The organism is Methyloversatilis discipulorum, assembly GCF_018780585.1.
Classification (GTDB): domain Bacteria; phylum Pseudomonadota; class Gammaproteobacteria; order Burkholderiales; family Rhodocyclaceae; genus Methyloversatilis; species Methyloversatilis discipulorum_B.
This window is the reverse complement of sequence record NZ_JADMJL010000016.1, coordinates 405,771-426,569: the sequence shown is the minus strand read 5'-3', so window position 1 is coordinate 426,569 and position 20,799 is coordinate 405,771. Positions and strand designations below refer to the sequence as shown.

The window sequence follows — 20,799 nt, the reverse complement described above, 5'->3', positions numbered from 1 at the left end:
TTCATGTCCCTGATCTCCTGTGCGTCCTTAGGCGCGCGTGTCCGCCGCGCCCTGCTGCTCGCGTGCTGTCTGTGCGGCACGGCACTGGCCGGCGAACTCGGCCACGACGATCTCGCCCGCCGCTTCCAGCCGCCGCTGCACGTACAGCCCAAGCTGGCCGACCTGCCGGTCTGGCCGATCACCAGCGAACTCGAACCGGAGGCCGGACCGGTTGGCTATGTGTTCGAGTCGATCGATCTGGCACCGATACCCGGCTTCGAAGGCACGCCGATGAACCTGCTGGTCGCCATCGACCGCAAGGGTGGCTTCATCGACGTCGAGGTGCTGCGTCAGCACGAACCGGTCTTCCTCAGCGGTCTGGGCGAAGCGCCGCTGAAGGAATTCGTGCAGCAGTACGCCGGCCGCAATCTGAAGCAGGAGATCACCGTGTCGTCGGCCTATGGCAATACGCGCGCCGGCGGCAGCGACAGCCGCGTCGTGCTCGATGGCGTGACCAAGGCGACCGCCTCGGTACGCATCGTGAACCAGACGGTGCTGGCGGCCGGCCTCGCGGTGGCGCGCGAGAAGCTCGGCTTCGCCGACCCCGGCGCGCGGGGCCCTGCCGCGCAGGCGCGCGCCGACGTCTTCGACAGGCTGGACTTCGTCACGCTGGTCAAGCGCGGGCTGATCGGCCACCTGCGCGTCAGCAACGCTGAGGCCGAAAAGCTGTTCGCCGGCACCGACGGCGAAGGCGCAGACGACGTCGCGCTGGCTGAACCGGACGCCACGCTGGTCGACCTCTACGTCGGCTACCTGAATACGCCGACGGTGGGCCGCGCCGTGCTCGGCGACGCCCGTTACGCCGATCTGATGAAGAAGCTGGAAGACGGCCAGCACGCACTGTGGATCGCCAGCGCAGGCCGCATCGCGATGCTGGACGAAGGCTTCGTGCCGGGTACGCCACCACCCAGCCTGTCGCTGACCCAGGGCGGGCTGCCGGTCGAAATGCGCGATCTGGTGTTCGAGCACCCGGCTCCCGCAGGCGCGCCGGCCTTCAATGCCTCCGGCGTGTTCCGCATCTATGCCCAGGCCGGGCTGGACCCGGCGCGGCCGATGCAGCTCACGCTGACGCTGACCCGCGCCAAGGGCATGATGCTGCCGCGCATCACGCACCAGACCGTGTCCTTCGACTACGCGCCGGACGCCGATCTGTTCGTTTATCCGCCGCAGCCGCTGCCGGAATGGCTGGTCGCCTGGCAGGGCCGGTGGCCCGACCTCGCAGCGATCGGCGTCGCGCTCGCCCTGCTCTGCGTGGTGCTGGCGAAACCGGACTGGATGGCGCGCGACGCCCGGCGGCTCGCGCTGTTCCGCAACGCCTTCCTGCTGTTCACGCTGGTGTTCATCGGCTGGCACGCGCAGGGCCAGCTGTCCATCGTGCAGATCACCGGCGCGATCAAGACGCTGTCAGCCGGATCGGACCTGTCGAGCTTCCTGTACGACCCGGTGTCGCTGCTGCTGATCGCTTTCACCGTCGTGAGCTTCTTCATCTGGGGTCGCGGCACCTTCTGCGGCTGGCTCTGCCCTTTCGGCGCGCTGCAGGAATTCGTCGCGATCGCGGCGCAGAAGCTGCGCGTCCCGCAGCTCCGGTTGCCGCGGCCGCTGGCGCGCGTGCTCGACCGCGGCCGCTACGCACTGCTGGCGGCACTGGTGCTGTCAGCCGCGCTGGCGCCGCGGCTGGCGGAAAGCATGGTCGAGGTCGAGCCATTCAAGACCGCGATCACGGTGGGCTTCGATCGCGCATGGCCCTACGTCGCGTGGGCGGTCGGGCTGCTGCTGGCGGGCGCCTTCAGCTACAAGTTCTTCTGTCGCTACCTGTGTCCGCTGGGTGCCGCGATGGCGCTGGGCGGCAAATTCAGGCGCTTCGACTGGCTCGTGCGCCGCGCCGAATGCGGCAAGCCCTGTCAGACCTGTCGCCACCGCTGCCAGTACGACGCCATCGAGCGCAGCGGCGACATCCGCTACGACGACTGTTTCCAGTGTCTGGACTGCGTTGGCATCCACGCCGACCCGCAGCGCTGCGCGCCGGTGCTGCTGTATGCGAAGAAGGGCCGCACGGTGACGCCGTTCCCCGTTCCGGTGCGGGCGGCGGACGTCACGAACTGAGCGTTCAGCCGCCCTGCTTCCAGCGCTCGGCCGCGCTGTCGTCGGATTCGCGCGCATCCACCCAGCGGCTGCCTTCCGGCGTGTCCTCGCGCTTCCAGAACGGCGCTTGGGTCTTCAGGTAATCCATGATGAATTCGCAGGCGGCGAAGGCTTCGCCGCGGTGACTGCCGGCGACGACGACCAGCACGATGCGGTCCGCCGGCTGCAGCGTGCCGACGCGGTGGATCACCCGCACGGCCAGGATGTCCCAGCGCGCCTTCGCCTGCGCGACGATGTCCTCCAGCGCCGCTTCGGTCATGCCCGGGTAGTGCTCCAGCGTCATCGCGTGCACGCCGGAACCGTCGTTCACGTCACGCACCAGACCGGTGAAGGTGGCGACCGCGCCGACGTCGGTACGGCCGGCCAGCAGCGCGTCGATTTCGGCGCCGATGTCGAAGTCGGCTTGCTGCACGCTCACGCTCATGCTCGTCTCCTCAGTGCCGACTCAGCCGCCGGTCACCGGCGGGAAGAAGGCCACCTCGTCGCCGTCGGCAACCGCGGCATCGGGCTCGGCCATGCGCTGGTTCACTGCGGCGCGCAGGTTCTTCATCTGCGCGAGCTTGTCCCAGTCGCCGCCGCGGCCGGCGATCAGCGCGCGCACCGCGGCCAGCGTGGTCGCGCTCTCGGGCAGTTCGATCGTTTCGCCGGGCGAACCCAGCGCTTCGCGCAGTGCGGCGAAATAGAGCACCTTGATCTTCATGGTTTTCAATAAAGCAGGGATTCGAAGGACAGGAAGGGCACAGTGTCGCCCCGCTTCACCACCTGGCCGGCGGTGATGTCGGCCAGCCCGCTGCCCCACACGGTGGAGGTCAGCACGCCCGAACTCTGGTTCGGAAACAGTTCCAGTCCACCGTCGGCGTTGCGGCGCACGCGCAGGAATTCGCGTCGGCGGTCGGGGCGTGGCCAGTCGAAATCGGCGCGCACCATGAAGGACTGCGGGGTGACGTCGGCCACGCCCATGCGACGCAGGATGAAGGGGCGCACCAGCAGCAGGAAGGTGACGAAGCTGGACACCGGATTGCCGGGCAGGCCGAGGAAGTCGGCATGACCGCCGTCGGCGCGCTTCACATGGCCGTGCGCCAGCGGCTTGCCCGGCTTCATCGCGATCTTCCAGCTGTCCAGCCCGCCTTCGGCAGTCAGCGCCGCCTTGATGTGGTCTTCCTCGCCGACGCCAACGCCGCCACTGGTCAGTATCAGGTCGCAGCTGGCCGCGGCTTCGCGCAGTGCGGCGCGCGTGGCGTCGAGGCGGTCGGGGACGATGCCCAGGTCCAGCACTTCGCAGCCCAGCGTTTCGCACAGCGCGCGCAGCGTGTAGCGGTTGGAGTTGTAGATGCCGCCCGGCGGCAGCGGCTCGCCCGGCATGACCAGTTCGTCGCCGGTCGAGAACAGCGCGACGCGCAGCCGCCGTACCACCGGCACGTCGGCCAGACCGATCGATGCGGCCAGCCCGACTTCCTGCGCGCGCAGTCGGGTGCCGGCAGCCAGCACGATGTCGCCTTCGCGGATGTCCTCGCCGGCGCGGCGTATCCACGCGCCGGCCTTCGGAATCTCGTCGAAACAGACACCGGCGTCGCTGGTCCGCGTCGACTCCTGCATCACGATGGCGTCGGCACCCGGCGGAACCGGCGCGCCAGTGAAGATGCGGGCACAGGTGCCGGCAGCCAGCGGCGCGCCGACGTGACCGGCCGGAATGCGCTGGCTCACTGGCAGGCAGCAGCCGGCCGCATCCAGATCGGCCAGACGCACGGCGTAGCCGTCCATGCTGGAGTTGTCGTGCGGCGGCACGGTGAGCGTCGACCGCTGGTCGGCGGCCAGCACGCGGCCGGCGGCGGCGAAGGTCGATACGGTCTCGGTATCGGATATCGGGCGCGCTGCGGACAGCAAACGATCGACCGCAGCGTCCAGCGAGAGCATTTCGTTCATCTGAATCCCTGGTGGCGAAGGATGAAGCCGGCGATGGCTTCCACGTCATTCAGGTCGAGCCGGGGCAGCGGAAGTTCCATCGGCTCGTCGGTGGCGACCGCCACCACATGCGGATTGTCCGGATACATCAGCGGCCGGCCGTAGGACGGACGGTGGATTTCCAGCTTCGGGATCGGCGAGGCCTTGTAGCCTTCGACCAGCAGCAGATCGCAGTCGCCCATCGCGGCGATCTGCTCGTCCAGCGTCGGTTCGGGACGGCCGCGCAGCTCGTGCATGAGCACCCAGCGGTTGTTCGACACCAGCATCACTTCGGTGCAGCCGGCTTCGCGCAGGCGGTGCGAATCCTTGCCCGGCTTGTCGATGTCGAAGCCCGCGTGCGCGTGCTTGATCAGCGACACGGTCAGCCCCTCCAGCACGAAGTGAGGAATCAGCTGCTCGATCAGCGTGGTCTTGCCGGAACCGCTGTAGCCGGCAAATCCGAAAACTTTCATGGGGTGGGCGGGCGCGGGAAAAACGCGATTATCGCCCGGAAGCGGGCCGGGCTGGCGGACCACGTCCGGAAACCGGACCTCAGGAGGTCGATCTCCGGACGCCGCCGGCCGGATGGAACGGTCGTGGCGCAGACCGCTCAGCCGGCGGTTCAGCCGTTGTTGCGGATGCGGGCAACCAGTGCGGCGGTGTACTCCTTGGTGCTGGCGCGGCCGCCCAGGTCGCCGGTGCGGACGTTGTCGATGTTCAGCGTTTCCGACACCGCCTTGCGGATGCGGTCGCCCTTGTCCTGCATGTTCACGTGATCCAGCATCAGCGCGGCGGCCAGCACCAGCGCCGTCGGATTGGCGATGCCCTTGCCGGCGATGTCAGGCGCCGAGCCATGCACCGCTTCAAAAATGGCCGCATCGGCGCCAATGTTGGAACCGGGCGCCATGCCCAGGCCGCCGACCAGACCCGCAGTCAGGTCGGACAGGATGTCGCCGAACAGGTTGGTCGTGACCAGCACGTCGAACTGCCAGGGGTTCATCACCAGCTTCATGCAGCAGGCGTCGACGATGACCTGTTCGAACTGGATCCTGCCCTTGTAGCGCTCCTCGTACATCTGCTCGGCCGTTTCCAGGAAGATGCCGGTCAGCGCCTTCATGATGTTGGCCTTGTGCACCACGGTCACCTTCTTGCGACCGAGCGCGATCGCGTGTTCGAAGGCGTATTCGAGAATGTGGCGCGCGCCCTGGCGGGTGTTCACACCGGTCGACATCGCCACAGCGTGCGGGTCGCCCTCGATCGGGATGAAGTGCTCGTAGCCCATGTACAGGCCTTCGAGGTTCTCGCGGCAGACGATGAGGTCGATGTTGTCGTAGCGGCCGCCCGGGATCAGCGTCTGTGCCGGACGGATGTTGGCGTAGAGCTTGAACTCCTCGCGCAGGCGCACGTTGATCGAGCGGAAACCGCCGCCGACCGGCGTTTCCAGCGGGCCCTTCAGTGCGAGCCGGGTGCGGCGGATGCTGTCCAGCGTCTTCGCCGGCAGCGGATCGCCCTCGCTCTTCAGCGCACCCATGCCGGCAGGCATCTCTTCCCACTCGAACGGAGCCCCCACCGCGTCCAGCGCCGCCAGGGCGGCTTCCATGATTTCCGGTCCGATGCCGTCACCGGGGATCAGTGTGGCGGGGATTTTCTGCGCGCTCATTCGGGGGTCTCCTGTAATGGTTCATTGTCTCCGGACCGCGCCGCCAGGTCGGCGACGCATCCGGAAATGTCCGGCCGCTGAAGCAAGAAACCTGCCTCGGCTTCGGGTCTGCCGGCCGACCCTGTATTCATCCGGCCTGCGCCGGTTCCAGCTTGCGCCAGACCGTGGCGCCGCCGCTGGCCTTGTCGATCTCGGCCAGCACGCGTTCGTGTTCGGCCATTTCCGCCTCGCTCGCCTGCACCCGGCGCAATGCACCACGCGGGCGCGCAGCCGCGGCGGCACGCACCGCGGAGGCCTCCGGTTCGAGGTCGATGATCAGGCTCTCCTGGCCCCGGGTCATCGCCAGATAGACCTCGACCAGCAGTTCCGCGTCGAGCAGCGCGCCGTGGAATTCACGGTGCGAGTTCTCGATGCCGAAGCGCTCGCACAGCGCGTCGAGGTTGGCGCGCTTGCCCGGGAACATGTCGCGCGCCATGCGCACGGTATCGATCGCCGGCCACACGCAGGTTTCGCGCAACGGCGGCCGGCCCACGATATTCAGCTCGTTGTCGAGGAAGCCGACGTCGAAGGCTGCGTTGTGGATGACCAGTTCCGCGTCGCGCACGAAATCGACGAATTCATCGACCACGTCGCGGAACTTCGGCTTGTCGGCAAGGAATTCGGTGGTGATGCCGTGCACCGCCACCGCGCCCTCCGGCACATCGCGTTCCGGATTCACGTACATGTGCAGCCGACGGCCGGTGCGCTTGCGCCCGACCAGTTCGACGCAGCCGATTTCGATCAGCCGGTCGCCGTTCTGCCACTCCAGGCCGGTGGTTTCGGTATCGAGGATGATCTGGCGAATCATGGGGAAAGGCGGCTCCTTGAGGCGGGCCGGATTGTACCGGCCAGAACTTGCAGTTCGCTGACAGCGATCAACGACGGGCCGGGATGGCCTCGCGCGCCAGCCGATCGGCGCGTTCGTTCTCCGGGTGACCGGCGTGACCCTTCACCCACTTCCATTCGACCTGATGCACGCCGGCTGCGGCGTCGAGCGCCTTCCACAGATCGACGTTCTTGACCGGATCGCCGGCGGCTGTTTTCCAGCCCTTGCGCTTCCAGCCGTGTATCCACTCGCTGATGCCCTTCTGCACGTACTGCGAGTCGGTATAGACCACCGCGCGCACCGGTTTCTTCAGTGCGTTCAGTGCCTCGATCACCGCCATCAGTTCCATCCGGTTGTTGGTGGTCGAGGGCTCGCCGCCCGACATTTCCTTCTCGTGCGCGCCGCTCTTCAGCAGCGCACCCCAGCCGCCCGGACCCGGATTGCCGCTGCAGGCGCCGTCGGTGTAGATGATGACTTCTTCCAATGAATGCTCCGTATTCGAGGTGGAGGTGGGTCACTGCCCCGCCGCCTTGTCCTTCTGCGCGCGCGGGCTGACGGTTGCCAGCGCGCGTGCGGCCGCCCGGCGGTCGCGCCAGGTCGGCATGATGAGTCGCATGCCGCGCACGCGCTTGATGCCCTGCAGCACATAAGCGCCGCCGAGAAAGGGCCACCAGCGATCGCCGGCGGTCTCCATGAAGTGCCAGCGCGCCAGCCACTTCTCGCTGAGTACCGGCGGGCAGTAACAGCCGAAGCAGCCGGCCTGGGTGTCCAGGCTGAGCAGCTTGAACCAGTCGCGCAGCCTGGGCACCGACAGCCAGTCGCCGTTCCACGGGAAAGGGTCGCGCTCGCGCAGGCGCCGACGTGCGCCCCACAGGCTGAACGGATTGAAGCCGGTCACCAGCACCTGCCCTTCCGGTACCAGCACGCGTTCGACCTCGCGCAGCACCGCGTGCGGATCGCTGGCGAACTCGAGCACGTGCGGCAGCACGACCAGATCGACGCTGGTCGCCGCGAACGGCAACTGCACCGGATCGCAGATCAGCGCCCGCGGCGGGCCCGGCTTCGCGTCCTCGCAATAGAGCTTGAACGGCATCCGGTTGGCACGCAGGTAGTCGTGTTCCAGCAGCCCGATCTGCACCGCGTTGTAGCCGAACACGTCGGCCACGATCTGGTCGACCCGCGCGTGCTCCCAGCGCTGGACGTATTGTCCCTGCGGCGTGTCCAACCATTCGTGCAGACCGGGAATCGACATGGGCAAGAGGCGTGGGGCAGGCAGATCGCGGCCGGTGCATTGTCAACGCAGAGCCCAGCCGCCAGAATCGGGCGGATGAAGATATATCCGATCCCCGCATTTGGCGACAACTATCTTTGGCTCGCCGCCGCAGGTGACCGGGCGCTGGTGGTCGACCCGGGCGATGCCGCCCCGGTGCTGGCCGCACTCGACGAACATTCGCTGCGCCTGGACACCATCCTGATCACCCACCACCACGCCGACCACATCGGCGGCCTCGGCGAACTGAAACGGCGCACCGGTGCCCGCGTGTTCGGCCCGGCCGACGAACGCATCGAGCACATCGACGAGGTGGTGCGCGAAGGCTCGCGCGTCGCCCTGCCCTCGCTGGCGGCCGCCTTCGCCGTGCTGGAAGTGCCCGGTCACACGCGCAGCCACATTGCCTACGTCGGCGGCGACCTGCTGTTCTGCGGCGACACGCTGTTCGCCGCCGGCTGTGGGCGGCTGTTCGAGGGCAGCGCGGAACAGATGTGGCACTCGTTGTCGCGGCTCGCCTCGCTGCCGCTGCATACGCGTGTCTATTGCGCGCACGAATACACGCAGGCCAATCTGCGCTTCGCGCTGGCAGTCGAACCAGACAATCAGGCGCTGCTGGCCCGCATCCGCCGCGTGGCGAAACTGCGCGAAGCGGGCCTGCCGAGCGTGCCGAGCGCGCTGGCCGACGAACTGGCGACCAACCCCTTCCTGCGCGCACGCGAACCGGCGGTCATCCGTGCGGCGGAAGCGCACGCCGGCCGCAGACTGGGCAGCCCGGTAGAGGTGTTTGCCGTATTGCGTGAGTGGAAGAACGTGTTCTGAAAAGCCCGCCTGCGCCGGTATCAGCCGACGACGGTCTCGGCCTGTCTGAAACCCACGCGATCGCGCCCGCCCGACTTCGCCGCGTAGAGCGCGAGGTCGGCTTCGGCGATCAGGTTCTGCGGACCGCCGACGCCGTTGCCCGGCATCAGGCTGGCCACACCGACGCTGATCGTCACATGGCCGGACGCCGCCGCCGCGTGCGGCAGCTGCAGCGCGCGGATCGCGTCGCACAGGCCTTCGGCCACGCTGCGCGCGCCGGACAGATCGGTCTCCGGCAACACCAGCGCGAACTCCTCGCCGCCATAGCGCGCCACCAGATCGCTCGGCCGACGCGACACGGCCTGCAATGCACTGGCCACCGTCTTCAGGCACTCGTCGCCTGCCAGATGACCGTAGGTGTCGTTGTACTGCTTGAAGTGATCGACATCGACCAGCACCAGCGACAGCGGACGCTTGTAGCGGGCCGCACGGCGCCACTCGCGCAGCATCGTTTCGTCGAAATGGCGACGGTTGGACAGACCGGTCAGGCCGTCGAGCGAGGTGAGGCGGGTCAGTTCCTGGTTGGCGGCGTCGAGCTTGCGCGTCAGCACCACCAGCGAGTAACGCATCTGCAGGATGCGCTGCATCGCACGCACCTTGGCGGCGAGCACCACTTCACTGATCGGCTTGAAAAGATAGTCGTCGCCGCCAGCGGTGATGCCCTGCACGAGATCGGTATCGGCCGTGCGCGCGGTGAGGAAGATAATGGGTGTCCATTCGCCCGACTGCTCGATGGCGCGGATGCGGCGCGCGACCTCGTAGCCGTCCATACCCGGCAGCACCACATCGAGCAGCACGATGTCCGGGTTGTGCTGGCGGAACGCTGCCACGCCGCTCTCTCCGTCGGTGGCGGCGATGGGCAGTATCCCCATCCGTTCGAGATGCTGGCTGACGACTGCAAGCCCTGTCTGGGAATCTTCGATGACCAGCGCTTTCATGGACACACCCTTTTTTTATTCGCCATCATAACCTTACAAAGCCGCAGGACAACACCGACGAACCCCGTCCGCGACGTGCGGTCAATCCGCACTCCTTCAACCCCACCCCGACAGCAAGGTTTGACGGTGCCCGCTCCGGCTGGCTAGCATTCGGGGTTTGGCTCTTTCGCCGCAATGCCGCATTTCATCGTTTCCCTGCTGCGCCGCTCGCTGCTCGTGCTGGCGGCCGCAACGCTCGCCGGCTGTGCGGCCACGGGCGTCGTGCCCGAGGAACCGGCCGAGCCCCCGGGCACCTCGGTCGGCACCCGCTCGGTCGAACGCCCGGCAGCACGTCGCACCCCGGACGCCTCCAGCCGCACGACGCCGGGCATCAAGCCGGGCAAGGCGGAGCCGATTCCCTTTCCGCAACCGACCGAAGTGATCGCCAACGAGGACGAAGCGATCAGGCCGATCGATCTCACCGTGCCGCCGGACGACCTGTGGGAACGCATCCGCAAGGGTTTCGGCATGGCCGATCTGGACCACCCGCTGGTGGCGGAGCACCAGGCCTGGTACCTCAACCGCCCCGACTACTTCCGGCGGATGACCGAGCGCGGCCGCCGCTACATGTTCCACATCGTCGAGGAAATCGAGAAGCGCGGCCTGCCGACCGAACTGGCGCTGCTGCCCATGGTGGAAAGTGCCTACAACCCGGAAGCGCTGTCGTCGGCGCGTGCCTCGGGGCTCTGGCAGTTCATCCCGTCGACCGGCAAGCTCTACGGCCTCGAGCAGAACGCGCAGCGCGACGACCGTCGCGACATCGTCGCCTCGACCGCCGCCGCGCTGGAGTACCTGCAGCGTATCTACGAAATGCACGGCGACTGGCACCTGGCGCTCGCCTCGTACAACTGGGGTGAAGGCGCCGTCGGTCGCGCGGTCATGCGCAACCAGGCGGCCGGCCTGCCGACCGACTACGCCTCGCTGAACATGCCCAACGAAACGCGGCACTACGTGCCCAAGCTGCAGGCGCTGAAGAACATCATCGCCCAGCCGGAACTGTTCGGCATCGAGCTCGATACGGTCGAGAACAAGCCCTACTTCACGCTCGTGGCCGAAGCGCCGACCATGGATCTGGCCACTGCGGCGCGACTGGCCGACGTACCGGTGGCCGAGATCAAGGCGCTCAATCCGCAGCACAAGCGACCGGTCATCCGCGCCGGCGAGGGTGGCGCGCAGCTGGTGCTGCCGTCGCACGCGGTCGACACCTTCATGTCCAATCTCAGCAACCGCGACGCCGATGCCGCACCCGCAGCCGGTGCGCCGTGGCGCACCTATACGCTGGGTCCGAAGGAAACGCTGACCACCGTCATCCGCCGCTTCGGCGTGACCGAATGGCGACTGCGCCGCTTCAACGGCCTGTCGCCGACGGCGAAGATCGGTCCGGGCACCACGCTGCTGGTGCCCGACGAGAACAGCAGCCTGTCGCTTGACGGTGCCGGCAACGCCGAGGAAGCGCCGCGCCTCGGTGTGGACAAACCGAAGTACAAGCGCGTCAAGCGGAACGGGCGCTGGGTGAACGTGCCGGTCGCAACGCCGTCCGGCAACAAGGCGGTGAAACCGGCGGCACCGAAGAAAAAGGCCGCGCCCGTCGCCAAGAAAAAGGCCGTCGTCCCGGTCAAGAAGACCGCAACGAAAAAGCCTGCGGCGAAAAAATAGCGGCGTGGACCAAATGCCGGGCGGGCCGGCGCGCGCTCAGCGCGCGAAGCCGGCCGACAACATCCGCGTCAGTTCGGCCGCCGGCACGGGCTGACAGCCCGCGGCGTTCTGACCGCACCACAGCGGCGAGAAATCGCCGCTTCCGGCCGCTTCGGCGCGCGCACGCAGCGGCGCCATCGCCGCTGCGGCGAGCGGAAACGCGGGCGCATCGGCACTGATCGGCCCCAGTTCGCGCATCGCCCGATTGACGATGCCGCGCGCCGGTCGCCCGGAAAACACAGTGGTCAGCGCGGTGTGTCGTGCCGCCTCGCTGCCCAGCGCCGCACGATGTACGGCCGAGGTCGTCGCCTCGGGGCAGCACAGATAGGCGGTGCCGACCTGCACCGCGCTCGCCCCCAGCGCCATCGCGGCCGCCACGCCCCGGGCGTCGGCAATCCCGCCGGCGGCGATGACCGGGCGCGACACCGCGCGCACCACCTGCGGCAGCAGCGCAAACGTGCCGAGCTGTTCGCTCAGATCGTCGGACAGAAAATGCCCGCGATGCCCGCCCGCCTCCAGCCCCTGCGCGATGATCGCGTCGGCGCCGTGCGCTTCGAGCCAGCGTGCTTCGGCCACCGTGGTGGCGGAGCCCAGCACGCAGGCGCCCCAGGCCTTGACCCGCGCCAGCAGATCGGCCGCCGGCAGCCCGAAGTGGAAACTGACGACCGCCGGACGAAAGGCTTCGAGCACATCGGCCATGTCGGCACTGAAAGGCATGCGCCCCGGCCCGGTTGTCACCTGCGCCGGATCGACACCGAACTCGGCGTAGTACGGCGCGAGCGCGGTACGCCAGCGCTGCTCGCGCACCGGGTCCGGCGACGGCGGCACGTGACAGAAGAAATTGACGTTGACGGGCCGATCGGTGAGCGCCTGCAGCGCGCTCAGCTGGTCGCGCAAAGCGTCCGTACCCAGCATGGCGGCCGGCAGCGAACCGAGACCACCGGCGTTCGACACGGCAGCGGCAAGCCGGTGATCCTGCACACCGGCCATCGGCGCCTGGATCAGCGGCAGGCGCAGGCCGGCGATAGCCAGACATGTCATCGTTTCCTCCTCGCGTCGATGGCCCTCAGTCCGGATACCAGCAGGCCACGGCCTGACGGCCGTCCTCGCCCGCCAGCGGCGGCAGATCGGTCGAACATCGCGCCTGCGCGCGCGGACAGCGCGGGTGGAAGGCACAGCCGGACGGCGGACTGGCCGGCGACGGCAGATCGCCCGCCAGCTTCTGCGGCTGCTGCGCGCCGTCGATGCGCGGCACCGCCGACAGCAGTGCCTGCGTATAGGGATGACGCGGCGCGCGCAGCACGCGATCGACCGGACCGCTTTCGACTATCCGGCCCAGGTACATCACCGCCACGTCGTGCGCCAGGTGCTCGACCACCGCGATGTTGTGCGTGATGAAGAGGTAGGCCAGCCCCAGTTCGCGCTGCAGCCGGCGCAGCAGATTCAGTATCTGCGCCTGCACCGACACGTCGAGTGCCGACGTCGGTTCGTCGCACACGATGAGCCGCGGCTGCACCGCGAGCGCGCGCGCGATGGCGATGCGCTGGCGCTGGCCACCGGAAAATTCATGCGGGTAGCGATCGGCCATGTCCGGCCGCAGGCCGACCTGCTCGAGCAGTGCGCGCACCGCCTCGTCACCGCCGGCGCGCTTCAGCGCGGACATGCCCTCGGCGATGATTTCGCCGACGCGCATGCGCGGGTTCAGCGAGCCGTACGGGTCCTGGAACACCATCTGCATCTGCGCGCGCAGTTCGCGCAATGCCGCACCCGACGCGGCGCCGACATCCTGAGCGCCCAGCGTCACGCTGCCGGCGGTCGGTTCGATCAGTCGCAGCACGGCCTTGCCGGCGGTAGTCTTGCCACAGCCGGACTCACCGACAAGCGCCAGCGTGCGGCCGGCGCGGATGTCCAGCGACACGCCATCGACCGCCCGCACATGGCCCACCGTACGCTGCAGGACGCCGCGGCGTATCGGGAAGTGCACCTTCAGTTCACGCACGCTCAGCAGCGGCTGCGCATCCTCCGCCGGCGCGGCTTCGGCGACACCGGCGGACGGGGCGACGTGCTGCGCATGCCGGCCCGCCTCCGCCCGGTCGTACAGGTGACAGCGCACCTGCTGGCCCTCGCCCGCCGTCTGCCAGGCCGGCGCCTCGTCGCGGCAGCGCGCCCAGGCCTGCGGACAGCGCTCGGCAAAGCGGCAGCCACCGAAATCAGTGGTCAGCGGCGGCACGGAACCGCGGATGGTGGCCAGTTCGCCGCGCCGCGCCGTATCGGGCAAGGCGGCGAACAGCAGCTGCGAGTACGGGTGCGCCGGTTGCGCGAAGAAGGCAACACGCGGCGCGCGCTCGATCAGCTGGCCGGCGTACATGACGCCCACCTGGTGAGCCATGCGCGCAACGACGCCGAGGTCGTGCGTGATCAGCAGCAGCGCCATCCCCTGTTCGCGCTGCAGCTTCGCCAGCAGGTCGAGCACCTGCGCCTGTATCGTCACGTCGAGCGCGGTGGTCGGCTCGTCGGCGATCAGCAGCTTCGGCTCGCCGGCCAGCGCCATCGCGATCATGACGCGCTGCTTCATGCCGCCGGAGAACTGGAAGGGATATTCGTCGAGCCGGCGCGCCGCGTCCGGAATACCGACCGCGGCCAGCAGCTCGAGTGCCCGCGCGCGCGCTGCCGCGCCGCGCAGACCGCGGTGCAGCGACAGCACCTCGCCGATCTGCTGCATCACGGTGAGCACCGGATTCAGGCTGGTGCCCGGCTCCTGGAAAATCATCGCCATGTCGCGGCCGCGCGCCTCGCGCATGTCGGCCTCGGTCAGCCCGGTCAGTTCGCGGCCGGACAGGCGCACGCTGCCGCCGGCGATATAGCCGACGTCGGGCAGCAAGCGCATCAGCGCGTTCGCCGTCATCGACTTGCCGCAGCCGGATTCGCCCAGCAGCGCCATCGTTTCGCCGGCGCGCACGTCGAAGTCGAGCGCGTCGACGGCGCGCGCGATGCCGGCCGGCGTATCCAGTTCGGCGGTCAGGCCGCGCACTTCGAGCAGGGGCGCATTCATGCTGCGGCCCTCTTCAGCGTGCGGCGCGCCCGCCACTGGAAGCGCGGATCGAAGGCGTCGCGCACCGCGTCGGCGAACAGGTTGGCGGCGAGCACCAGTGCCAGCATCAGCACGAAGGCCGCGGCCAGCGACCACCACACGACCGGCTCGCGCGACAGTTCGAGGCGCGCAGCGTTGATCATCGTGCCGAAGCTGTTCATCGAGCTGTCGACGCCGATGCCGATGTAGGACAGCACGGCCTCCGACAGCACGAGGCCGGAGAAATCCATCACCAGCGCGATCAGCACGATGTGCATCAGATTGGGCAGCACGTGGCGCGCCATGATGCGCGCGTCGCTGACACCGAAGGCGCGCGCCGCCTGCACGTAATCGAGTTCGCGCAGCTTCAGCGTCTCGGCGCGCAGCAGCCGGCACAGGCCGGTCCAGGAGGTCAGACCGAGGATGAAGCACAGTGCCAGCAGGCGCGCGTCGGCACGCTCGGCGGCTGTCTCGAACCACTCCGGGTGGGTGTCGATGATCACCTGCATCATCAGCACCATGGCGGCGATCAGCAGCACGCCGGGGATGGAGTTCAGCACGGTGTAGAGGTACTGGATCGCGTCGTCCCACCAGCCGCCGCGGAAGCCGGCGATCAGGCCGAGCGCGATCGCCAGCGGCAGCGTCACCAGCGTGGTCAGCGTGCCGATCAGCAGCGCGGTGCGCACCGACTTCAGCGACAGATAGAGCACGTCCTGCCCGACCTTGTCGGTGCCGAACACATGGTAGCCATCGGCCCAGGCCGCGATGACGCCGCCGAACACACAGAGCACGGCGGCGGTGACGAAGACCGCGCCCCAGGCGATCGGCCGTTCGGCCGACAGCCGTGGTCGCCACACCGTGCGACAGGTGTCGGCGTAGCTGCGCCGCTGCATCAGCGCAAGCAGGCCCACGACGAGGCCGGTGAACGCCGCCCACACCAGCAGTCCCGTGACCGCGCCCGACAGCGCCCGACTGCGCAGGTCGGCGTCGTGCTGCGACAGCTCGTCCAGGTGCGCGCCGCCGAACACCAGCCGCGGATAATCGCGCATCTGCACGCCGTCGCGCTCCATCGTTTCCTTGGCGAAGCCGTGCGTGGCCAGCGGCGCCGAATAGGTCTTTTCCTTGTTCAGCCTGAGGTCGGCGAACAGTGCATCGAGTGCCGACAGCACCTCCGGTGCGTACTGGATTTCGCTGCTGCCCTCCTTCGCCGGCAGGCGCGGCTGGTAGTGCAGCGAATCGAGCAGACCGACCGCGATGAATACCGCCAGCACGGTGACCGAGGCCATCGCCGCCGACGACTCGCCGACCCGGCGCCAGGCACGGCGCAGGTAGTCCTGGCTGCGGCAGTAGAGGGCCAGCAGCACGGCGCCGGCGACAAGCGCCCACAGCAGGAGGTCGGACCAGAGGAAGACCGGTTTCACACCAATAAGGTCGGCCATCAGTTCAGTCTCACGCGTGGGTCGACCAACGTGTACGAAATATCGGTCAGCAGCAGGCCGACGATGTAGAGCACCGAGCCGATGAACACCATCGAGCGCACCACCGCGAAATCCTGTGAATTGATCGCGTCTATCGTGTAGCTGCCCAGCCCCGGGATGCCGAAGAAGCTCTCCAGCAGCAGCGAGCCCATGAACAGCAGCGGGATCACGACGACCACACCGGTCAGGATGGGGATCATCGCGTTCTTCAGCACGTGGCGGAACAGCACGCGCAGTTCCGACAGCCCCTTGGCGCGGGCGGTGCGGACGTAGTCCTTGTTGATCTCTTCGAGAAAGAGCGTGCGGTACCAGCGCGCCGACGAGCCGATGCCGCCGACCACGCTGATCAGCACCGGCAGTATCAGGAACTTGCTGGCGTCCAGCCCCGGCGCATAGCCGGAAATCGGCACCAGGTTCCATACCTTGCTGACCAGGTACTGGCCGCCGATGATGTAGAACAGGCCGGAAATCGACATCGCCGCGACGCACAGCACGACGCCGCCGACGTCGAGCGCGGTGTTGCGGAAGAACACCAGCAGCAGCGCGAAGCTCACCGTGACGAACAGGCCGAGCAGGAAGGTCGGTATCGCGATGGCCAGACTGGGCCCCATGCGGTTGCCGATCTCCAGCGCGATGTCGCGGCCGTCGTCGGCGCGGCCGAAGTCGAACACGAACATGCGCATCGATTTGTCGAACAGTATCGTGTCGGTCGCCTTCGCCAGTCCGGCCGCCTGGGTGTTCCACACCAGCGGCCGGTCGTAGCCGCGCTCGGCCTTCCACTTCTCGATCGCCTCCGGCGTCACCCGCTTGGCGCCGAGCTGCATGCGCGCCATGTCGTCCGGCGAATTGACGACGAAGAACAGCACGAAGGTGATCAGGTTCACCCCGATCAGGATCGGAATGGCATAGAGCAGGCGGCGAATGATGTAGGCGATCATGCGCCAGTCCCCACTGCGCGCGCCTGTTCCGAGCGCTTCCAGTGGCGCCAGGCCGGCCACACCAGCGCGAGCAGCAGCGCGGCGAAAGCGAACAGCGGCCAGCGCACCGGACGGTTCCATTCGGCGCGCTTCGCCTCGCGCAGCGCCGGATCGATGCGGGTGTATTTCATCGTGTTGTTGGCAACGGTCGACGGTTTGCGGTTGAACACCCAGCTGTGTTCGAGGCCGTAGCTCTTCGGGTGGTAACCCCACACCCAGGGCGCGTCGTGGCGCAGCACTTCGAGCATGCGGTCGAGGATGGCCTGGCGCTCGGGGCCGTTGTCCATCGCCTTCATCCGCTCGAACAGGCGGTCGAATTCGGCGCTCTCGTAATTGGCCGCGTTCTCGCCCTGCACCTTCACCTTGGACTGCGGGCCATAGAGCAGGAAGAGGAAGTTCTCCGGGTCGGGGTAGTCGGCGTTCCAGCCCCAGAAGAAGAGCTGGGCCGCGCCCTTGCGTATCTTGTCCTGGAAGCGGTTGTAGTCGGTGCTGCGCACCACCAGCTGCACGCCCAGCTTGTCGAACTGCTTGGTGAGCCAGTCGATGCGCGCCTTGCTGCCGAGGCCGGTGCCGGTGGTGTCGAGGTTGATCACCAGCGGCTCGCCGGTCTTCGCATCGCGCCCGCCCGGCCAGCCCGCTTCGGCCAGCAGCGCCTTCGCCGTCTCGATCCGCTTGCGCCGCGGCTCGCCGTCTACCCAGTCATACATGTAGGCGTTCATCCCTTCACGGCCGTCGCGGTAGCCGAAGATGCCGGGCGGCAGCGGCGACTGCGCCGGCAGGCCGCGGCCGTTCTGGAAGATGGAAATGAATTCCTCCTGATCGAGCGCGATGCCGATGGCCTGGCGCAGCTTGCGTCCGCGCTCGCCCATGCCGCCGACCACCGGGTCCAGCATGTTGAAGCCCATGTACATGGTTGAGGTCGACACCGAGGTCTGCAGCCGTATGCCCTGCGCCTTCATGTCGTCGCTCAGGTTCACCTCGCCGGTCTGGCCGAACTGCACCGCCTGGTCGAAGGAGTCGGAACTGATGCCGGAGGCGTCGTAATAACCCTGCAAGAACTTGTTCCAGTACGGGATCTGCTCCTTCTCGCGGGTGAACACGACCTGATCGACCAGCGGCAGGCGCTTGTCGCAGTCGGCCAGCAACCCCGCCTCGCGATCGCCCGGCTCGCCTTCGCAGGGATAGGTTTCGTCGCGGAAATTCGGGTTACGCGTCAGCACCATGCGCGCGTTCGGATCGTTCTGACTCAGCATGTAGGGGCCGGTGCCGATCGGATACCAGTCCAGCGTCAGGTTGCGCTCGGCCATCCCCGGCTGCGCATGGAAGCGGTCGGCTTCCCAGGGCACCGGCGCGAAGAAGGGCATGGCCAGCCAGTACAGGAACTGCGGGTACTTGCCCTTGAGCCGTATGCGGTAGGTGTGACGGTCGACCACCTCGACGCCGGCCAGGTCGTGCTTGCGCAGATCCAGCCAAGTCCCCGGCGGCAGCGATTTCGCCGCCGCCTTCAGCGTGTCGCCGTATTCCTTCAGGCCGACGATGTAGTCGCTCATCAGCCCGAACACCGGCGAATGCAGGCCCGGGTGCGCCAGACGCTTGATCTGATAGATGTAGTCGGCGGCCTCCAGCTCGCGCGTGCCGGTCCGCTCGAAGTCGTACAGCGTACGCCGCTCTCCGGGACCGCCTTCGTGATAGAGGTAGTTGCCGGCGTCGTCGCGCGCCAGCGCCGGATGGGGCTGGTAGCGGATGCCCGGCTTGATGCGGATCTCATACACCGACTCGGCGATGTCGGCGGCCGGTGCATCGGCCGGCAGTGCGCGACCCGATGCGTCGTAGAAGCGCGGCACCGGCATTGCCTCGGCGGTCGCGGTGACCAGTTCGAACGGGCGCTTCAGGTAGTGGTACTGCAGCGGCGCTTCGTAGATCTGCGCCGTGAAGGTGATTTCGTTCTCGCTGTACGACTGCACCGGATCGAGATGCTTCGGCCGGTCGGTGAAGGCGGTGTAGAGAACGTTCTGCCCGCTCTCGGCCGCCGGGTAGGGGTCGTTCCACACGTCGCCGCAGGCGGCCAGCAGCAGCGTCGACGACAAGGCCAGCAGGCGGCGCAGGGAGCGGATCGACGGGCGCGGTCGGGTCATGGGCGCGATTGTAGGCGGCGGCGTTCGCTCTGTGAGCGGACCGGCGGAAAAAGGTTTCGCACGAACCCGCGGCCGCCATACGGGTCTAGGGTCTGTTGCCATTGAATCGCGGGCCGCACTCGATTCAATGGCAACAGACCCTATAGTCCATCCTGTGCAGAAACACGCATCCACCCTCCCGATATGGCAATGGCCGACTGGCGACGTCCCCTGCTGCTGTTGAGTACCGTGCTGCTGGCCGCCTGCAGCATGGTGCAGGTCGGCTACAACCAGCTCGACCGGCTGATCGCCTGGCGACTGGATGACTACCTGCCGCTGGACAGCACGCAGCGCGCCGCCGTGCAGCCGGCGCTGACGCGCTGGGTGGACTGGCACTGCAGCAGCCAGCTGCCGGGTTACGCCGGATGGCTGAGGCAGGTCGACGCAGATCTGCGTGCCGGTGCCGACGTGGCGCGCATCGACGCCCACATCGACACCGTGCTCGGCTTCGCCCGCACCGCCGCCAGCGAAGCAGCGCGCGAAATCGGGCCGCTGGTCGCCGGCGCGAAGCCGGAGCAGATCGCCGCACTGAAGCGCCGCTTCGAGCGCAATACCCGCGAATACGTGAAGGACTGGGTCGAGCCCCCTGCGGAAGACATCGTGCGCGAGCGCAGCACACGGCTGCGCGAACGGATCGAGAACTGGATCGGCCGGCTCACGCCGGCACAGCGCGACATCGTCGACCGCTGGGCGCGCGAGGTGCGCAGCCGCAGCGACGACAGTCTGGAAAGCCGCCGCCGCTGGCAGGCCGCGATGGCCGATCTGCTGGCACGTACCGACCTCGCGCCGGACGCGTTCAGAGGCGAACTCGAAGCGATGTTCGTCGCGCCCGAGCGGCACTGGACATCAGGCTACGCCCAGACCTTCCGCGACAACCGGGCGCGCGCCGCACAGGCCCTGAGCGAGCTGTCGGCTTCGCTGACCGACGCGCAGCGCCGGCACCTGCAGCGTGAGGTATCAAGCTTCGCCCACGAACTCGACGGCATCACCTGCCGCGCACCGACCACCCAGCAGGCCCGCTCATGACGACAACGCTGACCGACCACGCCATTCCGCTGTTCCCGCTGGGTACCGTGCTGTTTCCGGACGGCCTGCTGCCGCTGCGCATCTTCGAGGTGCGCTATCTCGATATGATCAAGAAGTGCCACCGCGCCGGCACGCCCTTCGGCGTCGTATCGCTGCTCCATGGCAACGAAGTGATGCGCGCCGGCGCGCCGGCGCCCGAGCGCTTCCACGCCATCGGCACGCGCGCGGTGATCACGCACTTCGCACAACCGCAGCCGGGTTTGTACGAGATTTTCACCCGCGGCAGCACGCGCTTTCGCGTCACCGCCAGTTCGCAGACACCGCACGGGCTGTGGATGGCCGACGTCGAGGACATCCCGGCCGACCCGCCCTGCGCCGTGCCGCCCGACCTCACCTATGTCGCGGCGGCTCTGGTGCGCGTGCTCGACGCGCTGACCGCCTCCGAATTCACGCCGTCGGATACGCCGAAGCATTTCGACGACGCCGGCTGGGTCGCCAACCGCTGGTGCGAACTGCTGCCGCTGCAGCCGGACGACAAGCAGCGGTTGATGGAAATGCGCGACCCGCTGCTGCGGCTCGAACTGGTCGGCGACGTGCTCGACCGCAGCAGTTTCGAGGGCTGAACCC

General features: G+C 67.9%; 19 protein-coding genes. 5 read left to right on the top strand and 14 right to left on the bottom strand.

The genetic code is table 11. From position 1 onward, the window contains the following. The first annotated feature begins 3 nt into the window (after positions 1-3). A complete protein-coding gene (locus tag IV112_RS08060; protein ID WP_304002643.1) occupies positions 4-2,142 on the top strand; it encodes a 4Fe-4S binding protein in 2,139 nt (712 codons plus the stop codon). Between the two features lie 4 nt (positions 2,143-2,146). On the opposite strand, the gene moaE is transcribed toward IV112_RS08060, so the two are convergent. The 8 genes from moaE to IV112_RS08020 form a co-directional block, all read right to left on the bottom strand. Continuing rightward, on the bottom strand, positions 2,147-2,605 hold the full coding sequence (gene moaE / locus IV112_RS08055; RefSeq protein WP_304002642.1) for a molybdopterin synthase catalytic subunit MoaE: 459 nt from the start codon (positions 2,603-2,605) through the stop codon (positions 2,147-2,149). Between the two features lie 21 nt (positions 2,606-2,626). Further along, positions 2,627-2,881: a molybdopterin converting factor subunit 1 gene (gene moaD / locus IV112_RS08050; RefSeq protein ID WP_304002640.1), complete on the bottom strand. Its 255-nt coding sequence runs from the start codon at positions 2,879-2,881 to the stop codon at positions 2,627-2,629. A gap of 5 nt (positions 2,882-2,886) precedes the next feature. Further along, complete coding sequence (locus IV112_RS08045) at positions 2,887-4,104, bottom strand: molybdopterin molybdotransferase MoeA (protein ID WP_304002637.1); 1,218 nt, start codon at positions 4,102-4,104, stop codon at positions 2,887-2,889. Continuing rightward, a complete protein-coding gene (mobB, locus tag IV112_RS08040; RefSeq protein WP_304002635.1) occupies positions 4,101-4,595 on the bottom strand; it encodes a molybdopterin-guanine dinucleotide biosynthesis protein B in 495 nt (164 codons plus the stop codon). Before mobB ends, IV112_RS08045 begins: the two co-directional genes overlap by 4 nt. Positions 4,596-4,744: 149 nt before the next feature. Continuing rightward, complete coding sequence (locus IV112_RS08035) at positions 4,745-5,782, bottom strand: isocitrate/isopropylmalate family dehydrogenase (RefSeq protein ID WP_304002632.1); 1,038 nt, start codon at positions 5,780-5,782, stop codon at positions 4,745-4,747. A 127-nt stretch (positions 5,783-5,909) separates the two neighbouring features. Beyond that, positions 5,910-6,629: a DNA polymerase III subunit epsilon gene (gene dnaQ, locus IV112_RS08030; protein WP_304002630.1), complete on the bottom strand. Its 720-nt coding sequence runs from the start codon at positions 6,627-6,629 to the stop codon at positions 5,910-5,912. A 67-nt stretch (positions 6,630-6,696) separates the two neighbouring features. Next, a complete protein-coding gene (gene rnhA / locus IV112_RS08025; protein WP_304002628.1) occupies positions 6,697-7,131 on the bottom strand; it encodes a ribonuclease HI in 435 nt (144 codons plus the stop codon). A gap of 30 nt (positions 7,132-7,161) precedes the next feature. Beyond that, positions 7,162-7,899, bottom strand: coding sequence for a class I SAM-dependent methyltransferase (locus tag IV112_RS08020; protein ID WP_304002625.1), 738 nt, complete (start codon positions 7,897-7,899; stop codon positions 7,162-7,164). Between the two features lie 75 nt (positions 7,900-7,974). Between IV112_RS08020 and gloB the strand changes: the two genes are divergently transcribed. Continuing rightward, positions 7,975-8,736, top strand: coding sequence for a hydroxyacylglutathione hydrolase (gloB, locus tag IV112_RS08015; RefSeq protein ID WP_304002623.1), 762 nt, complete (start codon positions 7,975-7,977; stop codon positions 8,734-8,736). A 20-nt stretch (positions 8,737-8,756) separates the two neighbouring features. Here gloB and IV112_RS08010 read toward each other — a convergent pair whose 3' ends face one another. Then, entirely contained in the window at positions 8,757-9,713 is a 957-nt protein-coding gene (locus IV112_RS08010) for a GGDEF domain-containing response regulator (protein WP_304002621.1), read from the bottom strand. Between the two features lie 174 nt (positions 9,714-9,887). On the opposite strand from IV112_RS08010, the gene IV112_RS08005 reads away from it, so the two are divergent. Then, a complete protein-coding gene (locus tag IV112_RS08005; RefSeq protein WP_304002618.1) occupies positions 9,888-11,408 on the top strand; it encodes a transglycosylase SLT domain-containing protein in 1,521 nt (506 codons plus the stop codon). Between the two features lie 36 nt (positions 11,409-11,444). On the opposite strand, the gene IV112_RS08000 is transcribed toward IV112_RS08005, so the two are convergent. From IV112_RS08000 to IV112_RS07980, 5 genes are read right to left on the bottom strand one after another with little or no spacing between them, the layout of a single operon-like run. Continuing rightward, entirely contained in the window at positions 11,445-12,488 is a 1,044-nt protein-coding gene (locus tag IV112_RS08000) for an NAD(P)H-dependent flavin oxidoreductase (RefSeq protein ID WP_304002616.1), read from the bottom strand. Between the two features lie 25 nt (positions 12,489-12,513). After that, entirely contained in the window at positions 12,514-14,535 is a 2,022-nt protein-coding gene (locus IV112_RS07995; RefSeq protein WP_304002614.1) for an ABC transporter ATP-binding protein, read from the bottom strand. Beyond that, positions 14,496-15,956: an ABC transporter permease gene (locus IV112_RS07990; protein ID WP_304002613.1), complete on the bottom strand. Its 1,461-nt coding sequence runs from the start codon at positions 15,954-15,956 to the stop codon at positions 14,496-14,498. Before IV112_RS07990 ends, IV112_RS07995 begins: the two co-directional genes overlap by 40 nt. After that, a complete protein-coding gene (locus IV112_RS07985) occupies positions 15,956-16,933 on the bottom strand; it encodes an ABC transporter permease (RefSeq protein WP_304002611.1) in 978 nt (325 codons plus the stop codon). Before IV112_RS07985 ends, IV112_RS07990 begins: the two co-directional genes overlap by 1 nt. Continuing rightward, the gene (locus IV112_RS07980; protein ID WP_304002609.1) at positions 16,930-19,107 is read right to left on the bottom strand and encodes an ABC transporter substrate-binding protein; all 2,178 of its coding nucleotides are present in this window, start codon (positions 19,105-19,107) and stop codon (positions 16,930-16,932) included. Before IV112_RS07980 ends, IV112_RS07985 begins: the two co-directional genes overlap by 4 nt. 189 nt (positions 19,108-19,296) lie before the next feature. Between IV112_RS07980 and IV112_RS07975 the strand changes: the two genes are divergently transcribed. Together IV112_RS07975 and IV112_RS07970 are read left to right on the top strand one after the other, a co-directional pair. Continuing rightward, positions 19,297-20,172, top strand: coding sequence for a DUF6279 family lipoprotein (locus IV112_RS07975; RefSeq protein ID WP_304002606.1), 876 nt, complete (start codon positions 19,297-19,299; stop codon positions 20,170-20,172). Then, positions 20,169-20,795 (top strand): LON peptidase substrate-binding domain-containing protein, encoded by a 627-nt coding sequence (locus IV112_RS07970; protein WP_304002605.1) that lies wholly within the window; start codon positions 20,169-20,171, stop codon positions 20,793-20,795. Before IV112_RS07975 ends, IV112_RS07970 begins: the two co-directional genes overlap by 4 nt. The last annotated feature ends 4 nt before the right edge of the window (positions 20,796-20,799 follow it).